Origin of the sequence: Oscillatoria nigro-viridis PCC 7112 (assembly GCF_000317475.1) — a bacterium.
GTDB lineage: Bacteria > Cyanobacteriota > Cyanobacteriia > Cyanobacteriales > Microcoleaceae > Microcoleus > Microcoleus nigroviridis.
On the sequence record NC_019729.1, the window covers coordinates 7,267,418 to 7,288,008 of the forward strand.

Consider the following 20,591-nt stretch of genomic DNA (forward strand, 5'->3'; position numbering starts at 1 on the left):
ACAGTTGACAGTTGACAGTTGTCAGTTGTCAGTTATCAGTTGACAGCTTGTTCGCTGTGCCGGTTGTTGGGTTGTCAGTTGTCAGTTGTCATTAGTTTTTAGCTAAGAGTTAAGGCATGATAATTTTGCGAGTTCAATCAGAGCGGGGACGCTCGAATTCGGTATCATTGAACTCGCGAGCGCGGACTCTCGCACTTAAATATCATTCCGATGTCAACCCATTTGATATCACAACAACTCATAACCAATGTCAACCGTCAACCGTCAACCGTCAACCGTCAACCGTCAACTGACTAATTACTCGATCGCACAGTCAAAACTTGCGGCGGCGTCGCATCCGGCGGATACAAGAAATCCACCTGCACCAAACGGCGTTCCCCCGGCTTCATATTCACATTCACCAAAGGTTCCCCTTGCTGTCCCCGGCGCTGCACGATGTGAATGTAGCGCGTCAAAGTCTTGCCCGTATCATCATTAAACATCACCCGCACCGTCCCTCGGAAAAAGATCCGATTTTCTGGAGGATCGTAAAACATCAATCCCCCCAATTCTGTATTTGCTTTAATCGGTGTTTGCATTTTAATACTAACAGATTGGGACTCGCGAGATTTGTTGTAAAGCGGAAAAGTTAAGTTGTATTGAATCCCGTAATTACCGTTAGCTAAGTAAGCAGTATCGGGATAGCGAGCTAACATTTTAGCGCTTTGAACTTGACCAGTTCCAAAAGTACCCGTATCGGTTGTGCTCAAAGCATAAGAAAAGGACTCGCCCCGCTTGGGAATAGTTAAATAATCGGTTCTCGAATTGTCCGTAATTTTAGCTTGCCACTGGGAACCTTCAGCTACTCCCGCCACGCGGCCGTAAATTTTTTGCACCGGATTTTCGCCTCTGGGAGTTGGTGCTAAATCTCTCGGCCCCGCTAAACCTTGGGTATTTAAAATATTTTCCCACTGTTCTAATGTGGGAGATTGCTCGACTCCTCCTGGATTTGTGGGAGCAAACATTGCTAACGACGCTACATAAACCGAATTGCTGCTCGACATTCGCATCAAGGTCGATCGACCGTTGGAAGAAGGCGCGACATTCCCCACAGGTATCGGCAAATTCATCAGCATTCGGCTTTCATTCGCCGGAATCTCGATCGCAGCCGGCAAAATGGCTTGTCTGTATCCCCGCAGCACATCGCTCGTGATGCGGCTTCCAGGCCCCGCAAACACAGTGCCGAATCGATTTTCTAAATACGACGGCAAATCAACAAACAAGGCATCGGGCCGAGTTAAATAAGTCGCTCCTTGCAATACTTTTAAAGTAACAGGTTCCGAGTTGGGATTGTGGACAATTATTCCTTGAAATAAGGTGCGAGTTTCGGCGCGATTTTTAGCTTTAGCGATGTGGTGGGCAAAGATGTCAAATCGGCCTTTGAAGGGAAAGTTTAAGTGTGCAGAAGGTACTTGTTTTCCTTCCGGGGGAAATGTGGAGAGCAAAATGCCTTCGGTTTGCACGACTTCGGGGCTGTTGCTGTTGAAAACCGGGATGTTGTCGAGTTTTCCGGGCAAAACCCGCACTTGCTGAGGCACCATCAGGGTTTTCAGCGGGCTGCGGCTTGGCTGTGGCGGCAAGTCCAGTTCGTTTTCGGGTACGGGGACTTCTGGGTCTACGATCAGTTGTTGTTGGGCGGGAGGTGCGGGGATTGTTTGAGCTAAGGGGAAAATTGGCAAAAACATTGCTGAGAGAGCGTTTAACTGAACTTGCAGAGATTGCCACATAGCAACCGACAAAAAACCTTACCACAAGTTGGTTGATATTTTCTGGGGATTGGGGGATTTTAGGTCAATTTTTGCGGAAATTCGGGCATCGCAAATTTTTTGTTTTTCACCTTGACAAAATCTACATTTTGTAATTCCAAAGCAAAAATAAGAGCCAGAGGCGGGATAGCTGCCCTGGCTCTTATGAGTTGATACTAGAAGTTAACCTGAATTCACTCGAAATGCTACAAGCTTTTCTGCCGATGGATGGCCTGCACCCCTGAGAAAATTTAAGCAAGAGCTTTTTTTGCCTGCTTGCGGCGGGCTGCTACTAAGCTTCCCAACCCCATCACCATACCTGCGATAGTAGTTGGTTCGGGTACTGGCTCAGCATCAGCCGCAACTCCGGCCATAACTTTGTCGCTGGTACCAACACTAGACCCAGCTACCTGTTGGAAGCGAACTCCTGCCTTGAGCGTACCATTCTGGAATCCCGTCAAGAAAGCATTTTCTGCCTGAGCCGCACTCAGACTGCTGCCAGTTAGCAAAAAGCTAACCAAAGTAGACTGATTTTTATATAAGCCTCCATTAGCGTTGCCACCATTAAAGCTATTGCGCGGAGTGCTAATGCCATAGTCGAAACCGTTGGACAAACCGCTAATATCAACGTTTTGCCAAAACTTTGTAAAAGTGCTGCCAGCAGTCGATTTAACCGATGCACTAACGCCGCTCAATACGTCAAATGCCACGGCAACGAGAGAAGAGTTTGTGGCACCACCGGCTGTAGCCTGAGTGCCAGTGGTATTGGTGATGCCCAAATTCAGGAGCAAATCGGCTCCACTTTGGACAAAGTTGAAGTCCAATGTTGCAGTAGCGCCGGTACCGATGCCGTTGGTGGTACCGTACTGAGGATCGACGGATAAAGCGAATGCTTGGGCTTGCGTTGCAGTTAGTAATGAAGAAGCAATGGCTAAACCAGCGGTAGCTATACAGGCAGTTAGTGGTTGGGCGAAGTTGGTTTTCATAAGAGTAATACCTTGTTTATATCGTGGGGGGGATTGACTTTATTGATTTCTTCTGGTAGCTATTTACAACATCGCTCATTTAAAAGTGTTTGTCTATACATTTTTGATACCTTTACCAAAACAATATGCTTCCAGGTTTATTCTTAAAGTTTTCGTAAACTCGGTTGTACCGCAAACGCTAGGATGACTGTTGCTGAGGCATTCCACGGCTAACTATCCGTTATTGCAACTTTCGGTACCATCCGCTGTTACAACCCGTATTTACGTAATTTTACTAATGTAAAAGTTTGTTTTTATACAAATAGATGGCAAATCTGTTTGCCGATCGCACTTTCCTGAGTCCGCGCACCATTGCCAAAATTGTTGAGCGTGAAGTCGGTTTCGACTGATATCTTGCACCATTGTCAAGAACGGGCTCTGGGGCCCGTGAAGCGAAGAATGAGTTTTCTCGCTTCACAGCCCGGAAAGCCTGTTCCTAAAAAAGTAATTGAGAATGGTGCAAGATGTGAGTTTCGATCGTCGGACGTTCAAACAATTTACCAATTACCAATTACCAATTACCAACTTGCGTTATTTCTGTTTTAGGACTACCAACGTAATGTCGTCAAAAACTTTATGTTTGTCAATATGTTGCCGCAGATGATCGATTACTGCTTGTCGAATTTCTTCAGCCGTTTTGTGGCGATTTTCTTTGGCCACTTGGCACAATCTTTCTATGCCGTAATACACTTTATTTATATTTACAGCTTCGGTAATTCCATCTGTGTAAATCACTACTACATCCCCTGGATTAAGATGCACTTGAACTTGGGAAACAAAATCAGCAATATCTTCCTCTAATCCCACAGGAAAGCCGAGTTCCATTGTATCGATCCGTTCGATGTTACCATCAGTACGGACTACTATTATTTCTTCATGTTGACCGCTGATGGTAAAGTTACTATCTTGATAATCTAACAAAGCCAAGGTCATGTTTTTAGACGAGTCGATGCGCTCGATATTGGCATAAAGGGTGCGGTTTAACACATCAAGAAACTTCACCGGATCGGTTTCGTTCATTTGTTGGAGAGTGCGGACTGCGGTTTGCGCCATAATCATCAATACGCCACTTTCTAAACCATGTCCCGTAACATCGCCGATGCTAATTTTTACCTTATCATTTTGGGTTAGCACGTCGTAGTAGTCGCCACCAACTTCATCGGCAGGTTGCATATATCCAGCTATTTCTAATCCTTTAATTTTATCGAGTTCTGATTGTTTGGGCAAGATCATTTGTTGCAGTCGTTTCGTGACTTCTAACTCAGCACTGAGGCGGATGTTTTCGGCTTTAAGTTTGTTATTGAGGCTGCTAATTTCCTGGTTTGCTTGGGCGAGTTGGGCGGTGCGCTCTTCTACTTTTTGTTCCTGCGTGTGGTAAAGGAAGGCATTTTCTAGCGAGATTGCTGCTTGAGAAGAGATCAGTTTTAAAACTTCCAGCCGCGTCGGAGTGAAAGCGCTAGTTGCCAAATTATTTTCAAAGTAAAGTAAACCCATCATTTTGCCTTGATTGATGATGGGAATACATAAGACTGACTTGGGTTGATGCGTCCTGATATAAGGGTCGGTTCTAAAAGCTCCTTCAGCCTTAGCATTATTTAAAACGACAGTTGTGAGAGTCTTTTCCACATAATAAATAACGCTTAAGGGAACAACTTGCTCTAGTTCAATCTGGGGAGATAACAACACATTAATATCGCTGTCCTCAACTTCCCCAGCGGCTGCGATCGCAAAACCTTCTGACTGATTCAAAATCAGAAATCCTTTTTGAGCGCCAGCATTATGGAACGCAATTTTCATAAATTGTAAAATCAGTTCGCTTAAAACAATTTCCCCAGAGATGATTTTGGAAAATTTAAGCACAGAAAGTAGCTCTAATCCTTCCAAGCTACCTCCTATTGTTAATGTCGTGGTATTAAAATCAAGACCGAGATTTTTTTGAGCTGTTATTCTCCCAAATATTTTTGGATACCTTGACTCTAAATCTTGGGCTTTTGCCGTAGCTCCCCAGCGAATATAAGCGTAGTAGGATTCGTTCAGATAGAACCGACTCATATGTTCGCGACCGCAAGCAAAATGAAATTCTCCAGCCAGTTCTTTAGCAATAGCTTCATCTTCCCGGCGTTCGTACTCTATCGCTCCCGATATCGCTCTTTCGTACAAGTTAATTGCTTGCTCATTTTGCCCTAAAATCCGCGCTTTTTCTGCCTCGATCAGGTCGTACTTGTGCTGATAGTTCATCGGCGCGTCTTGCGCCCAGCGTTTCATTTTTTCCTGATGAGATTCTACTAATTCCAGATATTGCTGTTGCTCCCTCGGCGCAGCGGTGTTGTAATTAGCGAGCAGGATCAGCGAATAATAGAAGTGGTGAGCGGGAAACGTCATCATGCCGCTATCGCCTCTGAGGTGTTCGTGAGCTGCCAAAATGCAGGCAAGAGCCTGGGAATAATCTTTAAATAAATAACAGAGAAAGGCTTTGGCCTGGTAAACTAATAACAGCGTTGTTGCATTTTTGGTTTCCTGCAAATATACCAGCATCGCTGCTTCATCAAAACTTTTGCCTTGCAGCAGCATTTTATCTGATGATAATCCTTGCAAATTTAAGGTCAGTTGATGCCATACCTTAATGAAATTGAGCGGAAATTCCTGTTTGATTTTATTTAAAAGTTTGATATATTCCCTAATGTTTACATCGACAATTTCTAAGCATTCGCCGCTCAATAATAGGTTGGTACAATAGTGGAGTACGCAATAGCCTGCATATTGGTAATCTCCCGTTTCCAAACCGGCTTGAATCGCCTCTTCTAACGGTGCAATACTTTCCTTAGCCTGCTCTTTCCAATGGGATATCAAACCGTAAAATGGCGCATAAACTCGACATTTGAGTTTGTTGTCAGGAAAAATATCTAGGAGTTTAATCGCCAACTGCCCGCAGTAATATCCCGCGTCCAAGTCTGCCATCGGCCCGCACAAAATTATGCCGTAATTTGCGTAAGCGATCGCTGCCAGAGCTGAATAACCCTGTTCCACACAAAGATTGACCTTCGTTAAAACTATCTGAACAAAGGTTGAAGGCGCTGAGATCGAAGCCGCTGCCGTTGCCGTTATCAAGATTCGCAGAGCTGCTAGCAAATAGGGATCGGTCATTTCGGGAAGGTTTTCTAACTCTTCTAATCTCGGCATCTGCACGGAACTGCTGCCCTCGCTGGGAAGAGGAGCTAGGGAAACTCCGAGCATCTCTACCGCTTGCAGTCCGGTTTCAAGGGCTTTGGATAGCTGGTTTTGAGCGATATAAAATTCAACTTTTAGCTCGTAAACTTTCACCTTTTCGAGCAGGGTTGTTGCCTGTTGCAGCGCTATTTCTGCCAGTGCAGCAGCTCTCTCGAAGTTGGTACACAAGTATTCTGCTTCTACAGCTTCTATATAGAGGTTGAGCGTGAGTTCGTAATTGCTTTGCCAGCTAGAAGCTGCCAGGAGTTCCATGCCCGCATTAAAATAATTGGCAGCCGCTTCGGAGGCTGTTGCTGCTTTAGCTTTCCGACCTGCGGCGAGATTCAGGGCAGCGAGTTGGTTTTTTTCTGACTGCTCGGTGATGAACTCGCTGCCGATATTCAGTTGATTGACGATCGCAAAAATGTTTTCTTCTTGCTGAGATGGGGTCGTATTTTTCAGCAGCAGTTGACCAATTTTGAGGTGAGTTAATTTTTTTTGGTCTTCGGCAATGAGAGAATAAGCTGCTTGCTGTACGCGATCGTGCAAAAACTTGTAAGGAATTTGCACAGATGCAGTTTGACGGCTGGCGATATCGTCAAGGTGCAAATTCTCTGCCAGTTCGCGGTCAAAAAAGAGCGGAATTTTGTAGGCGTCGTTCAAGGGGAGAATCAAACCTGCCTTTAGGGCAGACCACAGTTGATTTGCCGTTTCTATAGGAGATTCTTCATTGACGATCGCCAAAACATCTAAATAAAATCTGCTGCCGATACAAGCTGCTAACTGCAAAATCTTTTGACTTGCTTCCGGCAGCCTTTGAATCTGCTTTACCATTAACTCGACAACGTTATAATCCGCAATTCCTACCGCTTGAATTTCATCTATTTCCCACTCCCATTGGCGACTATTAAAATTGTAAGCTAACAGCTTTTCTTCATAAATATATTTTAGCAGTTGATTTAAAAAGAAAGGATTGCCTTGAGTTTTGTTAAATAGCAGAGCGGATAGACTTTGGGATTTTTGGCTTTCCTTGAGAGTGTCGGCAACTATTTGATTGACATCTGTACTACTCAAAGGTGCGAGAGTAATTGTTGTTAAATTAGCTGAATTTTCTTGATTATTTTTCAAAGTTTGCATCAAAGGATGCGTCGGACTAACTTCATTATCTCGATAAGCACCAATCATCAGTAGATATTGGCTGTCGGGGTTAGTCACTAGCAGTTGAATTAACTTGAGCGACGATAAATCAGCCCACTGCAAATCATCTAGAAAAATAACCAGCGGGTGTTCTGGTTGAGTAAAAACTTGAATAAAGCTGGCAAACACCCGATTAAATCGATTTTGAGCTTCAGTTGCTCCCACTTCTGGCACGGGCGGCTGTTCGCCAACGATCAGTTCAACTTCGGGAATAACTTCTGTAATAATTCGGCCTTGCTGGCCTAACGCGTATAAGAGTTTTTGTTTCCAATTCTCTATCTGTTGCGGACTATCAGTTAATAGTTGGCGCATCAGATCCGAGAAAGCTTCTATCAGAGAAGCGTAGGGAATGTTGCGCTTAAATTGGTCAAATTTACCCGAAATGAAATAGCCATGCTGCCGGACAATCGGTTTGTGAACTTCATTAACTACAGCAGTTTTCCCAATGCCTGAATAGCCCGCTACTAGCATCATTTCCGCTGTCCCATTACTGATGCGGTCGAAGGCGGCTAGGAGTGTCTGAACTTGTTCAAATCGACCGTAGAGTTTCTGCGGAATTTGCAATTGACTTGATAAATCTTCTTGACCAATTTGAAAGTTGTCAATTTTCCCTGTAGTTTCTAATTGAGTTAAACACTGTTCTAGATCGAATTTCAAACCTTCAGCACTTTGATAGCGTTCTTCAGCAGTTTTAGCCATCAATTTCATCACAATTTCAGAAATTGCTTGAGGAATCTGGCTGTTAATTTTTGCTGGTGGTACGGGTTGAATGGCAATGTGGGAGTAAATTAATTCGAGGACGTCAGTGGTCGGAAAGGGCAGTTTCCCTGTTAGCATTTCATAAAACGTGACGCCTAAAGAGTAGAAATCCGTTCGGTAGTCGATTGCTCGATTCATCCGACCTGTTTGTTCTGGGGATAGATAGGCAAGAGTTCCTTCTAATAAGTTGGGGTGGCTGAGGGATTGATTCTCTTTAGACAGGCGGGTGGCAATCCCAAAATCGGTAATTTTTACTTGATTTGTGGTAAAATTGACGATGATATTTTGGGGTTTGATATCTTTGTGAATAATGCAAAGATCGTGCAACTGAGCGAGGGTAGATGCTAGCTGAATCGCGATCGCTAGAAAATCTCGTATTTGTGGCTGCTTAAATTTTTCGCTATCTGAGAGAGCAATTCCGCCAAAATCTTCCACAATTAGGATAAATTTGCGGTTCCCCAATTCTTGTAGTTCTAAAGGTTTAACTATACCCTCTATATTAAGGTTTTTGGAAACTTCATATTCCTGTCTTAAACGGGTAATTTCTTCTAGATGAGGATACTCGTTTTTGAGGATTTTAAATATCGCTGGCTGTCCGTCTGACTCTTTGATCCCTCGATAAATAACAGTATTAAACCCTTGGTAAATTTGTGAAGTAATTTTATATCCGCGAATTGCTAACATAGGTGTCTTAATCTTGAAGTGATATCAGTGCCATCATATATAAAATACAATATAGCGATCGCGCCAACTGCTAGTCAGTTGAAACAGCGATCGCTTTTGAGTTAGCAATCTGACTTGCGGAGCTAACTAACGCTACAGTCACCGCTGTCTTTTGGTTCTCGCTTCGGATATACCCACTCGTTAAAGAACTCCTGAATTTCTTGAGGTTGCTGTTTGACTAAATATTCGTAATCTTGTTTCACCGGAATATTATAACTAGCCGTCCGTTTGCCAATCTTGGACAACCAAGTCGTGTGTACGGAAATCCCAAAATTAAGTTGTGGATGCCAGAGTTTGCATAGGGGGCCGCTCTTCAAATCCGCAGCGTCGAAAATCCAGATTTCATTGCCGTTGTCAGGTTGCTCATCTGTACCATTATAAACTACACATACAATATAGCCGTCTGTTGAGCCGCCTGTTGAACCCGCGCGGGGGACAAATTGCGGCGAGTTGCCGAAATAACCTGTGTCAAATTCGTATGCGTCTTGAATCTGCAACCGATTTTCATTTGCTTCAAGGGTATCCAGATCTGCTATGTGCAGTCGTAACAAGTTAGATTTGATGCCTTTTTTGGTCAACAGGCGCACTTCATCGGCTGGTATTTCCCGATATTTATAGTTTTGATACATTTTGAATCCTTGTTCGGTGAAAATATCTTCCCAGCATCCAAAAAAGCTCCAGTAGATATTGTCAAAGTGTCCAGAAGGCGGATTTTCACGGTAAGCATAAAGTGCTGGTCCCCAAGTGTATTTGCAATATTCTTTACCGTTGCTCTGAGTGTCCTGGCAATATTTGTTAGGCTGGTTGTCTGCATAAACTCCGGTCAAATCGCTTCTGACAACTTCGATTAGTTTGGCATCCTTAGCATCGAGTACGTAGCATCCTATGCGACTAATATCTAATGGCCCTACTGTCATCCCAAACATATGGGGTAAGCCTCCATTGTTGTCTGAGTTGCTGAAATCGATCTTGCGAATCCATTCAGCTACATCCCAAGCGCATACGTGCGCTAAGTGCAGCGTGATTTGATCGTTCGGATTTTTATAGTCTGTGAGAAAGTGCGTGGTTTCGCGGGGAATGACAACCTGTCGCGCTACCACTTTCTTGACATCTGATTTCAGGTCAGTGCGGCGGACAATGTAGATGGTACTGTCGGGTAATTGCGGGCGATCGATTAAGTTTCTCAGCCATTTTTCTATTTCTTCATATTTTGGCTCGTTTGGCGCCGGAAGTATTTCTTCTAGTAAGAATTTAAAGGCCGTGTCCATCAGCACCACGTAGTCTTCAGTCAATCCTATCTGGTGCATACTCTGTTTAATTGCGATCGGGCAACCATTGGGGTGCGTTACCTGCCATTTATTAATCTTTTCTTTGCCATCCCAGGAAATCACATAGACAAAGTTGGCAAATATATCGCGTTTCTCAAGTAGATGAGGTGCAGATTGAGGACTGAAATCCTTGCTCCGCAAGACCTGTCTGTACCTCACTCGCACGAGAACCGCTATATTAAATCTTTGCAGCAGACTCCAGAATAAATGAATTGTTTTTTTCAAGGCGTCTGCTAATTTTTGGAAAAAGTTTTTTTGGTCGGGAACTTGCTGAAATCGTCGCTGGGATCGATTTCTGATGCTGTCAATTAAACCAAAAGCCCAATAGAGGACTGGACACAATTGAGCAATAAAAGTGGAGAGCGATCGCCCGCTGTTGACAGTAAACATTTCCCCTGTGTTCTCGTCAAAACAAGGATGGGCTGAAGTCTGAACTAATTTAAACGGAAAAGGCGGTTGTAAGGGAAGCTTAGCTAATAGCGGATTAAAGGCTCTCCAATCTCGATCCCAACCCACGGGCGTGACTGCTTCCAGCGTTTTTGTATCAATTTCGTAGGGACGCCCTATATCCCAAGTTATCAGCAGTCTTTCGTTGTCTTCCTGAAGAAATTTCATGGGCAGAAAGCCGGTGTTTAGCTGATTGCGAATCCCTAACTGGTCAGACATTCGCATGATGCCGCGATTTTTAAATCTCAGGTTAGGCTTGCACTTATTTGTGGCTGCGTCGGCATAGTAACAGGGGGTTTTAGCAATTCTAGTTGTGAGAAATACTCCTTCCTCAAGATTGTCAAAATCAAAGCGATAAACCATCCCGTCGCCGTTGTAGAATGGCGTGAAACCATCACTGGAAGGAAATACAATATCTTTGTTATCATCGCGAGATTTAGAGTCTACAGAGCCTGTAGCTGAAATAATAAATACGTGGCCTTGCAATCCTGACGGTATTTGTTTTCCGTCCTTTACTAGCAGTTTTAGCGGGGGATACTTGGCTTCTGGATTATCTTGTTTTAGCCCAAATTCTACTCGACTAACTGACAATATTGATCTGGGAAAACTACTATTTTTTTTCAACCTTATCCTCGTTTTGTACAGATTGGTTCATAGTTTTTATAGGGGTTAAATTTGAGATGAATAACACCTGCACTAATTGCTCTTAACTTAAGTTGCTAGTTATCTCAAACAGGCTGCTAATGGCTAATTCGAGTCAAAAACTTGATTAGCAAGCTGGCAATTAGCAACACCGCAGTTTATAACTAGAAACTTGCGTTATTAGTCACCGTAAGCGATTCAGCGAAAATCAACTCGACTTAAATAGTGAATTATAATTATATCATATATTTTCTTCTCCAGTGTGGCTCTCTCGTACTTATGGTGATAACGTAAGCTAATAATTTAGCACGATCGAGGGTTTCAACGTTCAGTCTCAGATAGTTAGTATCATCTGCTACTTTTAACACCAAGCATCGGGGAGAGCCGAGGAAAAAATTATGTGATTAATTGATGTTTGCATCGACACTGATGTCATGAATGCTGCACTGGGACAAGCGTAACAAGTCGCTTTAGCTGTCATATCAAGGTGCGACTCGGCTAAAATGTGGGGCGCCACATTTCTGCGGCAACTGTTCAATTAATGCCATGATATAAATGTGTGGCAATGCTCATACTGACGATCGCCACCAACTAACAACCAATTTGGGCTAGAGCTACCAGAAGGTTGCCAGCATCTGCGCTCTCAAATCGGTTCTATAAAACCGACACATTTTTAATGACGATAATTTTAACCAACGACGACGGCATCGATGCTCCGGGCATTCAAGCACTTTTGCAAGCAGTAAGCGGCAAAACAATTATGGTGGCTCCGCAGGGGCAATTGTCCGGCTGCGGGCATCAAGTGACGGCTCACAGTCGGATTCATGTCGATCGGCGATCGTCCGTGGAATATGCTGTAGGGGGAACACCGGCCGATTGCGTGCGTATTGCTCTTCATCACGTTTGTGCGAAGCCGGATTTGGTGCTTTCGGGTATTAACGCGGGCGGCAATTTGGGGGTTGACGTTTATATTTCGGGTACGGTGGCGGCTGTGCGCGAAGCAGCCATGCACGGTATTCCGGGAATCGCAATTTCCCACCGGATTAAAAGGCCGCTTGAAATAGACTGGGATGTCGCTACTCGCTGGACATCGCGAGTGTTGGCCCATTTGCTGAACCGGGAACCAAAGTCGGGGTGTTTCTGGAATGTGAATTTGCCGCATTTAGCGCCCGGAAGTGCGGAACCGGAAATTGTGTTTTGCCAGCCTTCGACGCAGCCGCTGCCAGTCGTTTACCGGAGGTCGGGAGAATACTTTTATTATGCCGGAGAATATGGCTCGCGCGATCGGGCGCCTGGGACTGATGTGGACGTGTGTTTTGAGGGTAATATTGCAGTGACTGAGATATCGCTGTGATGGGATTTGATGGATTTGGTGGATTTGGGCGATCGAACTATATTTTTTTTCAATAAAGTCTAAATAGACGGTCTTAAATTCGATCGGCGACAGAATGTTTCATATTCATGACTAAAAACAGATTTCATTATACTTTGGGTTTAGCACTGCATATTCCCTAGATATAATAAACCTGTTTTCGGATAATCCCAAAATAGGATAGTTAAAGATGTTAAAAATCGATAGTAATGACAATTAAACAAAATTAATCGCAATTCCGAGAGTGGCAGCTATCTCTACTTGCGGCCCTCGGTGCTACCATAATTTTTTTTGTCATCCTTCGGCTTAGCAACACCATCAGGTTGTTTCTTTGGCTTTTTGATTTCTTTATTGCTTTTTCTTTCTTTTGACATGATTATTCCTCAATTTTGACTCAGCATAACATAGATTGACACATTTGCCTAACTGCCAGTAGAGGGGGTGATTTTATACAGATATTACTCGCTGTTAGTTTTGTACAATCTGCAATATATTATCCACTAGGTTTTGAACGAATCCCCTCTACCGTTAGGCATATCGATAAATTCCTCAGAAGTACAATGTCTGAAATTACTTTTCACCCCGATCGACTCAAGGAAATATGCAAAAGCGCGATCGTCTAACTGCTGCGAGACAATCGAGAAAAATTATCGCTGATTAAGCTGTTGTTCCACATCTAATTTTCATGAAAAATGACAGTAGATAAAATATGCAGCTATGACCATGCCAGCCTTCGGGACACCGGGCGCAAAAACAACAACAAATTTGCAGTCTCGGTTTAAAAAAGCTGTTAACCACAGTGGACAATAAGAATATTGATTTTACTATTAATCACCACTTCGGACAGTGTTTGATGGCTTACCTACCGAGAATAACGGTTTCACTGATCTCAGTACGATCGCAACGGTTGCCGAAGCCCACTAGAGACCCACGATAAATCAAGGGTTTCAGACTATGATCTCAAAACGATCGGGACTATGGAAAAAGCACAAAGTATATGTATAAATATAAAGTTGATTCTCAGCTTTCTTGAAAGTGCGATCCAGTCCGCTCCGTTTGAGATAAAATACTTATAAAGAGTGTTTATTTCTAGATTAATTTCCGCTATAAGGAATGTGACCCGTATGGAAGTAACCGAGCTGCTCAAAGAATACGAAAATGGAAACAGAGACTTTGCTGACGCAAACCTCAGCGGAGCAAACCTCAGCGGAGCTATATTAGTTGGCGTAAACCTTTCGAGGGCTAACCTGTCGGGAGCTAACCTGAGTCGGGCGCATCTGACCAAAGCAGAACTCAACGGCGCAAACCTTTACAGGGCAAATCTGAGTTTTGCCAAAATGGGCCAAGCCAGACTAGCCGACGCAGAACTGACAAAAGCCAATCTCAGCGGAGCTTTCCTCGTCAAAGCAAAACTGCCGAGGGCAAAGTTGAGCGGCGCCCAACTCATCGGTAGCAACCTGCGGAGCGCCATCCTCTGGAACGCCAATTTGTGTACAGCCGACATGCAATTCATCAACCTGCGGGGCGCCAACCTCACGGGAGCCAACCTCAACTGGGCAAACTGTGGAGGGGCAAAACTCAGCGGTGCAAAGCTTTTTGGCACTCAACTAACAGGCATCTATCTCAGGAAAGCTTACATCAACGGCATCGACCTGAGCAGGACGGATCTCAATGGCGTCAACCTGAGCGAAGCCAAACTGAACGGGGTAAACCTGGAAGGCTCGAACTTGTTAGCTGCCAATCTCAGCGGGGCTCAGTTGCGGGGCGTCAAGTTGATGGGAGCAGATTTAACCAGGGCAAATCTGGTGGGAGTTTCTTTGGTGCAGGCAAACCTCGATTGGGCTAGGCTGTGCTATGCAGACTTGAGCGAAGCCGACTTGAGCGGGGCAACATTGACGGGAACCAACTTTGAGGGTACTCAGTTAGCCGGATCGACAATGCCACCATCTTTGAGCAATGATGTCTACTTAACTGCAGCAGGTGGTGTCGCAGCTTAGGCAACGCCAAAAATTAATGTCGCATCCGAGTGGACGACTCTCGCATTGGTTTAACTTTTGATGCAGACATCATTACTTTTGTGAGAGTGCTGCACCGGCAAGAAATTTACTGATATTTGCGAGAGTTTGTAGCATCACAATTGAACTTACCCGATTAATTTCGCGACTCGCAAAGCAGAGGTAATTGCTCCTTCGTGCAAACCATCCCCCAAATAAGCTCCCGCATGATAAGTGTTGTTCTCGCCATTAGTCTCTATAACTTCATCTCGATATCGAAAAGACTCGACAGTGTACAGCGGCGTGTGATGTTTCTGAATGTGAATAATGTGCTTTTTGTCGATCGACTCCTCCAGTTGAAAAGCTAAACTGTACTCTCGTGGCGAGGAGATGCCGCAAAGCTGATTCAAGCTCGCATTATATCCCCATCCCTTGTCCGTCTCGAAAAAATCAAATTCTGATAACTTGCGGATACCGTAGCGATCGTACATTGATGTATCAGAATGCAGTACAGTGGTTGCATAATTGGCTTTCCACGCCGAAAACCGCTTCCTTTCCGCATCAGTCGGATCTGACAGTAACCTCATAACTCGATCTGGTGGCATCGCAAAAACCACCTTATCAAATTCCTGGATTTCCCCATCAGAAAGCACAATTTTTACAGAATCCGCACTTCTAGAAATATTGGCAATCTCCACATTCAGCAGTATATTGCCCTTAAACCGTTCCAAAATCTTTTCAATGTAAGAATACACCCCGCCTTTAATCCTCACCCAGTTGACCGAGGCATATTCGCGCAAAACAGGCATCGCTAATTCCGCCGGAAAATTGTCGAGCAATTCAAACGGTATCGAGTAGCTGTACATCGTCAGCAACTTCAGCCAATAATTGCGGACGCACGAGCTTTTCAAAGACTCAGAAAGCGACACATCGTAGAAATCGTGCTGTTTAGCAAACCGCATCTTTAAAATAAATCCAGCCGAACGAGCGTAGAGACTATCCAGCCGCAAATACTCGAGCAGGCGTTGGATTCCGGTGAAATTTTTTCGGATAGATACCGCAGACAAAAAGTGAGTGCCATCTTTAAAAAACAGCGCGGAACCAATCTGCACAGGTTCTAATTCAACGCCGAGTTCCTGCATCAAAGCCACGAAATTGTAAAATACAGTGGGAAATTCCAGCACCCCATTTTCTAATATTTCATTGCACTCAGATTGATTGGGTACAACATTTTTGTTCAGCGTCCGAATGTGTCCGCCTAAAATTGGCTGACTTTCCAACACAGTGACGTGATGCCCCTGTTTATTGAGCCAGTAGGCTGCTGCCATACCACTGGCTCCGCCCCCAACAATTGCAATTCTCATAGTTCACTCCTAGATTGATAGAATGGAACATTAATCATCGAATGCTTAAGAGCTGTTGGAGAAACGATCCGATCCCCCCTAACCCCCCTTAATAAGGGGGGGACAAGAACCTTTTTCTAGCTTTCTCTCGTTGCCAGGTTGGATGTGATGCCCTTTTTATTTTTTAGTCTGCGGAGGCAGACTTCGTTTCTGTAGTAGCGATTTCAATCGCCGAGTAACCAATTCCTCCTAGCCTAAAATCGCATCGCCGGATAAACGTTGATAAAGCAGCGCCCCCGTCCAAAATGTCGGCGCAAAGCCTGGATAGCCCGAGGAGGCGTTGCAGAAATAGAAATTGTTGAGGGATGTTTCATGATTTAGCCGATCGACCCCCATGTTGCGCGGCGTCAGGCTGGAACCGTAGGAATTACCGTTAGGACACCAGCAGAAGCGCTCGTTAGTCGTCGGACTTCCGGTAATATGAAAGACCATGTGTTTGCGGAAATTCGGAACATAGTCTTTTTCAACAACATCTAAAATCGAGTCCAGAATCTCTTGTTTCTTCTGTCTGTAAGCTTTGCGATCGCTCTCCCAAAGTTGTTTAAAATAGCTGTAATTAGCAACTGTCAGAAATTCTACAATTTGACAATCTTCTGGACAATCCCGCCGCGCTTCCGTCAGTAAAGTTGGCGTTGTAATTGCAAAACTAGGACGAGAAAAATCATTTCGATCGTACATTTGAGCAAAGGCTTCATTCAGATCCAGATGTTCGGAATGAAACGTATTCCACTTGCCAAATCCATAGTCTCGGAGATCGATATCTTTGACAACGCAGTACACCATGTAGTTAGATGCAGAATACTCATAGTTGAGTTTCCGCCGCACTTTTTTAGAGAACAGTTCCTCTCCAATCATCTTGGCCGCTCTTTTCGGGTCGAGGTTGCAAATCACCGTGTCGCCCGTGAATTCACGGGTTTGATGGGTGGTCAAATCCATCGCTTCAACACCAGTTACTGTTCTGTTTGTCACCCTAAAATTCGTGACTTCATGGTTTAATAGAACTTTCCCCCCGTTGGATTCAATGACATTAACTAAAGAATTGATGACATCTTCAAAATGCTGCGTCGGGTAAAATGCGCCTTCTTGATAGCCTCTAAACAAGGCAATCCAAGCATAGAAAGAAAGCTGATTTGGGGGCAGCAAAAAGTCCGGCCATTGCAGGGCTAATAGGGTTTGGGCGGCTTGCGGGAGTTGGAACTTGTCGAAAACGTCCTGAAGTGTACTGTTGAGGTGTTGGACGGCACAGAATACGTCACCGAAATTTTTGAGCAATTCAATTGGTTTGACGGGAGGAGCGAGTTTTCTGAGTCCCTCGCCTGTTTTCTCGACTTCGTTGACGAATTGGCGAATTCTCTCGCCCGCTTCGGGAAACAGCGCCGACAATCTGCGGATCAGTTCCTCTGGTTCCGAGGGAATATCCAGTGCATATCCAGGCATTCTCATGTGGTCGTAGCCATTCGGATCGTACCGTTCAAAGGTGACATCTCGATCGAGGCCGAGTTTTTTGAGAACTCGATTGACTGTATGTCCTTCGCCGCAGTCCCAAACGTAGTGGAATTGGGCATTAAAGGTGTATTTGTCGGCCATCGTAAAGGTGTGACCAAAGCCTCCGGGATGCTCGTGAGCTTCGAGGATGTGTACGGTTTTGCCGGAGTTTGCCATCAAAGCTCCGAAAACCAGTGCTGATAAACCACTGCCGACGATGAGGTAATCTGTTTGCATGGGAAATTTCCTCGATCGATTGAATCGGGCGATCGTTGTCTATTTAAACTAACTCTCAATTCTGAGAAAATTCTGAAGTCCACCAACAATTTTTTGAGGCGCGCTGGTTTAATGACTGTATTAAAGTCTGATTCCGGTTGCTGTTAAGGTTAATTAACCTGTTGCCGATCGAACTTACAGCTTCGGAGGCGGACTGGAAAGCCCGCCCCACAAGGGAAGAAACCGGATTTCTACCTTTCTACTTAGTCTTTAGGTATAGAGTCGCCTACCTAATTAGGAGTATGTTAATTTGAGTGCGATGCTTATTTGTGCGGCACAATCACATCAAAAAAAGCATCCTCCAAATCATAACCAAACATCTGCGACATCGCCATCAACTTCGATTTACTGGGAATTCCCTGCTGATTCAACCAATCAGTCAACACAAAAATTTTGTTCATCAAAAACATTTCCAAAGCTTCAGGATTGTACTGAATACCTTGGGTGGGGTGAAACTGGTGCGGCACCAACATGGCGGCATAGCGCGCCAATTCTCCCGCTTTCCAATCCAGCAAAAATGGCAGCCAAGGATAACAAGCATCCAAGCGAATAAACCACAGCCGCACTTCGGGAATTTCCGAAATTTCTCGCGGATCTAACTCTTCGCGCGGATACTCAATTTCAAATTTTAGCTGTTGTTCGTTTTGGGCGATCGCTCCTTCGGCCAGCCACTTTTCAATCGCAGTCCGCACCGGAGACAAATCTAAACTGTTTATGCGATCGGCATCTATCGATATCATAATACTCATAAAAAGTCAACCCTATAGCAGTAATTTATATCAAATCCGGTCGATCGACCGCGATTTACCGTTGGGCAGCAGGGGCGGGTTTATGAGACTATCGATCTCAACCAAATATTGTTGGAAAAACCCGCCCCTACAGGTTATTGAGAATGGTATCACATCTCATATATATCCCACCTATAATATCACTACCAATGTCCAATTATCAATATTATCAATTAGCAATGCCCGATGCCCTGTTTGGCCGATGCCCAATTCCCAATTACCCATTTTTCCCAAACTTGCTATCCTGCAAAGAATTGCCAATCCCCTGGATAATTCCCCGCCCGATCAAACCAATTCCCCGCCCTATAACCTGCGTCAAAACGTAAACAACAGCAGTCCCCAACAGCGAAATAACCGCGCGCACTCTAGGTGCGATCGCATCTCTGGTTTCCAGCACCAACGTCAAGGCTAACTGCCACCCAGACAACTGTGCTAGCTCCAGATTTCTCGGAGCATAAATAGAAATTCTCTTAATTCCAGAATCGCCCAAAACAAACAGCCAAAACCTGCTTTCAAAAATAGCTTTCGGTTCCACAAAATATCTATCCCAGCTATATCTCCACGACAAATCATTCCGAAACCGCTCAATTTCTCGCGTCGAAATCAACTTACCATCGTAAAAAATTTGCTTGATTTCCTCAATATTAGCCAAATTATTTAGCAGAGGCTGTACAACTCCGCTAGCAACTTGAATTGCTAAATTTTCTAACAAAGCTTCAGCTCGCTGCATCGCTTCCGGGCTGCCAGCAACACAAGAAATATTGTCAACTGTTAGCGGAATTTCAAATAGCAAATGTGCAAAAAAATCAACTGTCATCGGTATTTTGTCAAGGATTTCTGCTGCAACTACATCAGCATCTGCCAGCAGCATCGGCACAACTTCGACGCCGCTGCCTGCCAAGATATAAGCAGCGCTTCCCCCTTGACTTTCTCCCAAGTTCAAGCTTGTTTGACTGCCCTCAAAAACCAGATTTTCTCCCGTTTGCAGTGTATAGTATCTGCCAAAAAAATCTATGATTGTCGCCTCCCACAAATCCCGTAAAATAGCAGGCATTTTTTGCGACAATTGAGTTTGCTGCACTTGCGAAAAGCGCAATTCCTCCAGCAAATCCTTTAACTTCCGCAGGATGGAACTCATCAACTCGCGCTTTTTGGGCGATCGCAAAATATCGATTTCCAAAGGCAAACCAGTCACATTCACCAACTCAAACTGCAATTTAGCCGCCACCGAGTCAAACAAGCTACCTTGCCAATTAGTTGCAACCACCAAAGATTCAGCCGAAACTTGGGAATTCGCTAACTGCGATTGAGAATTATTTAACAAATTCTCCCCTCTAATTTCTTCTTTCTCCCCTCGGCCTTCTCCCCTTTCTTCTCTGCCTTCTGCCTTCTGCCTTCTGCCTTCAAATAATAACTGACTGACAATCCAGCGAGCTGCCAGCAATTCTCTGCGGCGCCCGCTGAGTACAACGCCATCTAAAATAGAGGGCAAATCAGTCGGATCTGTGGCTCTGAGTGCTTGTAAATCACCTTGAACAACCGCCAAAGCTGCATCTATTTCCCGCAGTCCAGAAACACAAAAATAAGCCAGCATTTTTTTGTGTACTGGCGTATCAACTGTCGGCTCATCTGCATTTTTATCTGCAATTGCTGCGGAGTTTTCTACTGTTTGAACCCCCGCTGCATTTATTTCTATTCCGGAGTTAGCTGCCGTATCTGCCGCCCAATAAGTGCAACCAGATGCCACCGCGCGAATAGCTTCGATGGTCACGGAAATATCTCTACCTTTAGGACAATAGCCATTAGCGCCCGCAGCCTGTAATTCCGCCAACAGCTCCGGTGTCAGCGGCCCGCCTAGCAGCAACAGGGGCAGATTGGGGTACAAACTTTTGAGTTCGCGACAAAATGCCAGCGCCTCTATTTGACCCGATCGCCAATTTAAGGTCTCAACAGCCAAAATGACCAAATCAGAAGGCTTCTTGGCTGTTTCAGAGCCGATCGAGCGAGCCTCTAGAACCCGCAAAGCCTCGTTTCCCGTTGAAACCTCTGCAACAACTTGCAAGTCTGGATACTGCTCGCAAGCGACTCTCAGCCCCAGCCGGAAAATGGGGTCGGCATCGATCGACAGCAGTTGAAAGTTACTCACTCGATTTTAGATTGG

The 20,591-nt window shown here is 44.7% G+C and carries 10 protein-coding genes; 2 read left to right on the forward strand and 8 right to left on the reverse strand.

Features of this window, described 5'->3' with window-relative positions; translation table 11 throughout:
* Positions 1 to 293: 293 nt before the first annotated feature.
* The 4 genes from OSC7112_RS30155 to OSC7112_RS30170 form a co-directional block, all read right to left on the reverse strand.
* Positions 294 to 1,766, reverse strand: a complete 1,473-nt coding sequence (locus OSC7112_RS30155) for a DUF3370 domain-containing protein (protein WP_015179469.1) — start codon at positions 1,764 to 1,766, stop codon at positions 294 to 296.
* 269 nt (positions 1,767 to 2,035) lie between these two features.
* Positions 2,036 to 2,770, reverse strand: coding sequence for a PEP-CTERM sorting domain-containing protein (locus OSC7112_RS40360; RefSeq protein WP_015179470.1), 735 nt, complete (start codon positions 2,768 to 2,770; stop codon positions 2,036 to 2,038).
* Between the two features lie 570 nt (positions 2,771 to 3,340).
* Entirely contained in the window at positions 3,341 to 8,656 is a 5,316-nt protein-coding gene (locus OSC7112_RS30165; RefSeq protein WP_015179471.1) for an AAA family ATPase, read from the reverse strand.
* Positions 8,657 to 8,778: 122 nt separating this feature from the next.
* Positions 8,779 to 11,061, reverse strand: a complete 2,283-nt coding sequence (locus OSC7112_RS30170; RefSeq protein ID WP_051041568.1) for a carotenoid oxygenase family protein — start codon at positions 11,059 to 11,061, stop codon at positions 8,779 to 8,781.
* A gap of 727 nt (positions 11,062 to 11,788) precedes the next feature.
* On the opposite strand from OSC7112_RS30170, the gene surE reads away from it, so the two are divergent.
* Entirely contained in the window at positions 11,789 to 12,466 is a 678-nt protein-coding gene (surE, locus tag OSC7112_RS30175; protein ID WP_015179473.1) for a 5'/3'-nucleotidase SurE, read from the forward strand.
* Positions 12,467 to 13,608: 1,142 nt separating this feature from the next.
* Positions 13,609 to 14,481, forward strand: coding sequence for a pentapeptide repeat-containing protein (locus tag OSC7112_RS30180; RefSeq protein ID WP_015179475.1), 873 nt, complete (start codon positions 13,609 to 13,611; stop codon positions 14,479 to 14,481).
* A gap of 146 nt (positions 14,482 to 14,627) precedes the next feature.
* Here the strand turns inward: OSC7112_RS30180 and OSC7112_RS30185 are convergent, their stop codons facing one another.
* From OSC7112_RS30185 to OSC7112_RS30200, 4 genes are all read right to left on the reverse strand, one after another.
* Positions 14,628 to 15,842, reverse strand: a complete 1,215-nt coding sequence (locus tag OSC7112_RS30185; protein WP_015179476.1) for an FAD-dependent oxidoreductase — start codon at positions 15,840 to 15,842, stop codon at positions 14,628 to 14,630.
* Positions 15,843 to 16,070: 228 nt separating this feature from the next.
* Complete coding sequence (locus OSC7112_RS30190) at positions 16,071 to 17,603, reverse strand: phytoene desaturase family protein (protein WP_015179477.1); 1,533 nt, start codon at positions 17,601 to 17,603, stop codon at positions 16,071 to 16,073.
* A gap of 302 nt (positions 17,604 to 17,905) precedes the next feature.
* Positions 17,906 to 18,391 carry a CRR6 family NdhI maturation factor gene (locus OSC7112_RS30195; RefSeq protein ID WP_015179478.1) on the reverse strand — a complete coding sequence of 162 codons (486 nt, stop codon included), beginning with the start codon at positions 18,389 to 18,391 and terminating at the stop codon, positions 17,906 to 17,908.
* Positions 18,392 to 18,647: 256 nt separating this feature from the next.
* Positions 18,648 to 20,576, reverse strand: coding sequence for a DUF3685 domain-containing protein (locus OSC7112_RS30200; RefSeq protein WP_015179479.1), 1,929 nt, complete (start codon positions 20,574 to 20,576; stop codon positions 18,648 to 18,650).
* Between the last annotated feature and the right edge of the window lie 15 nt (positions 20,577 to 20,591).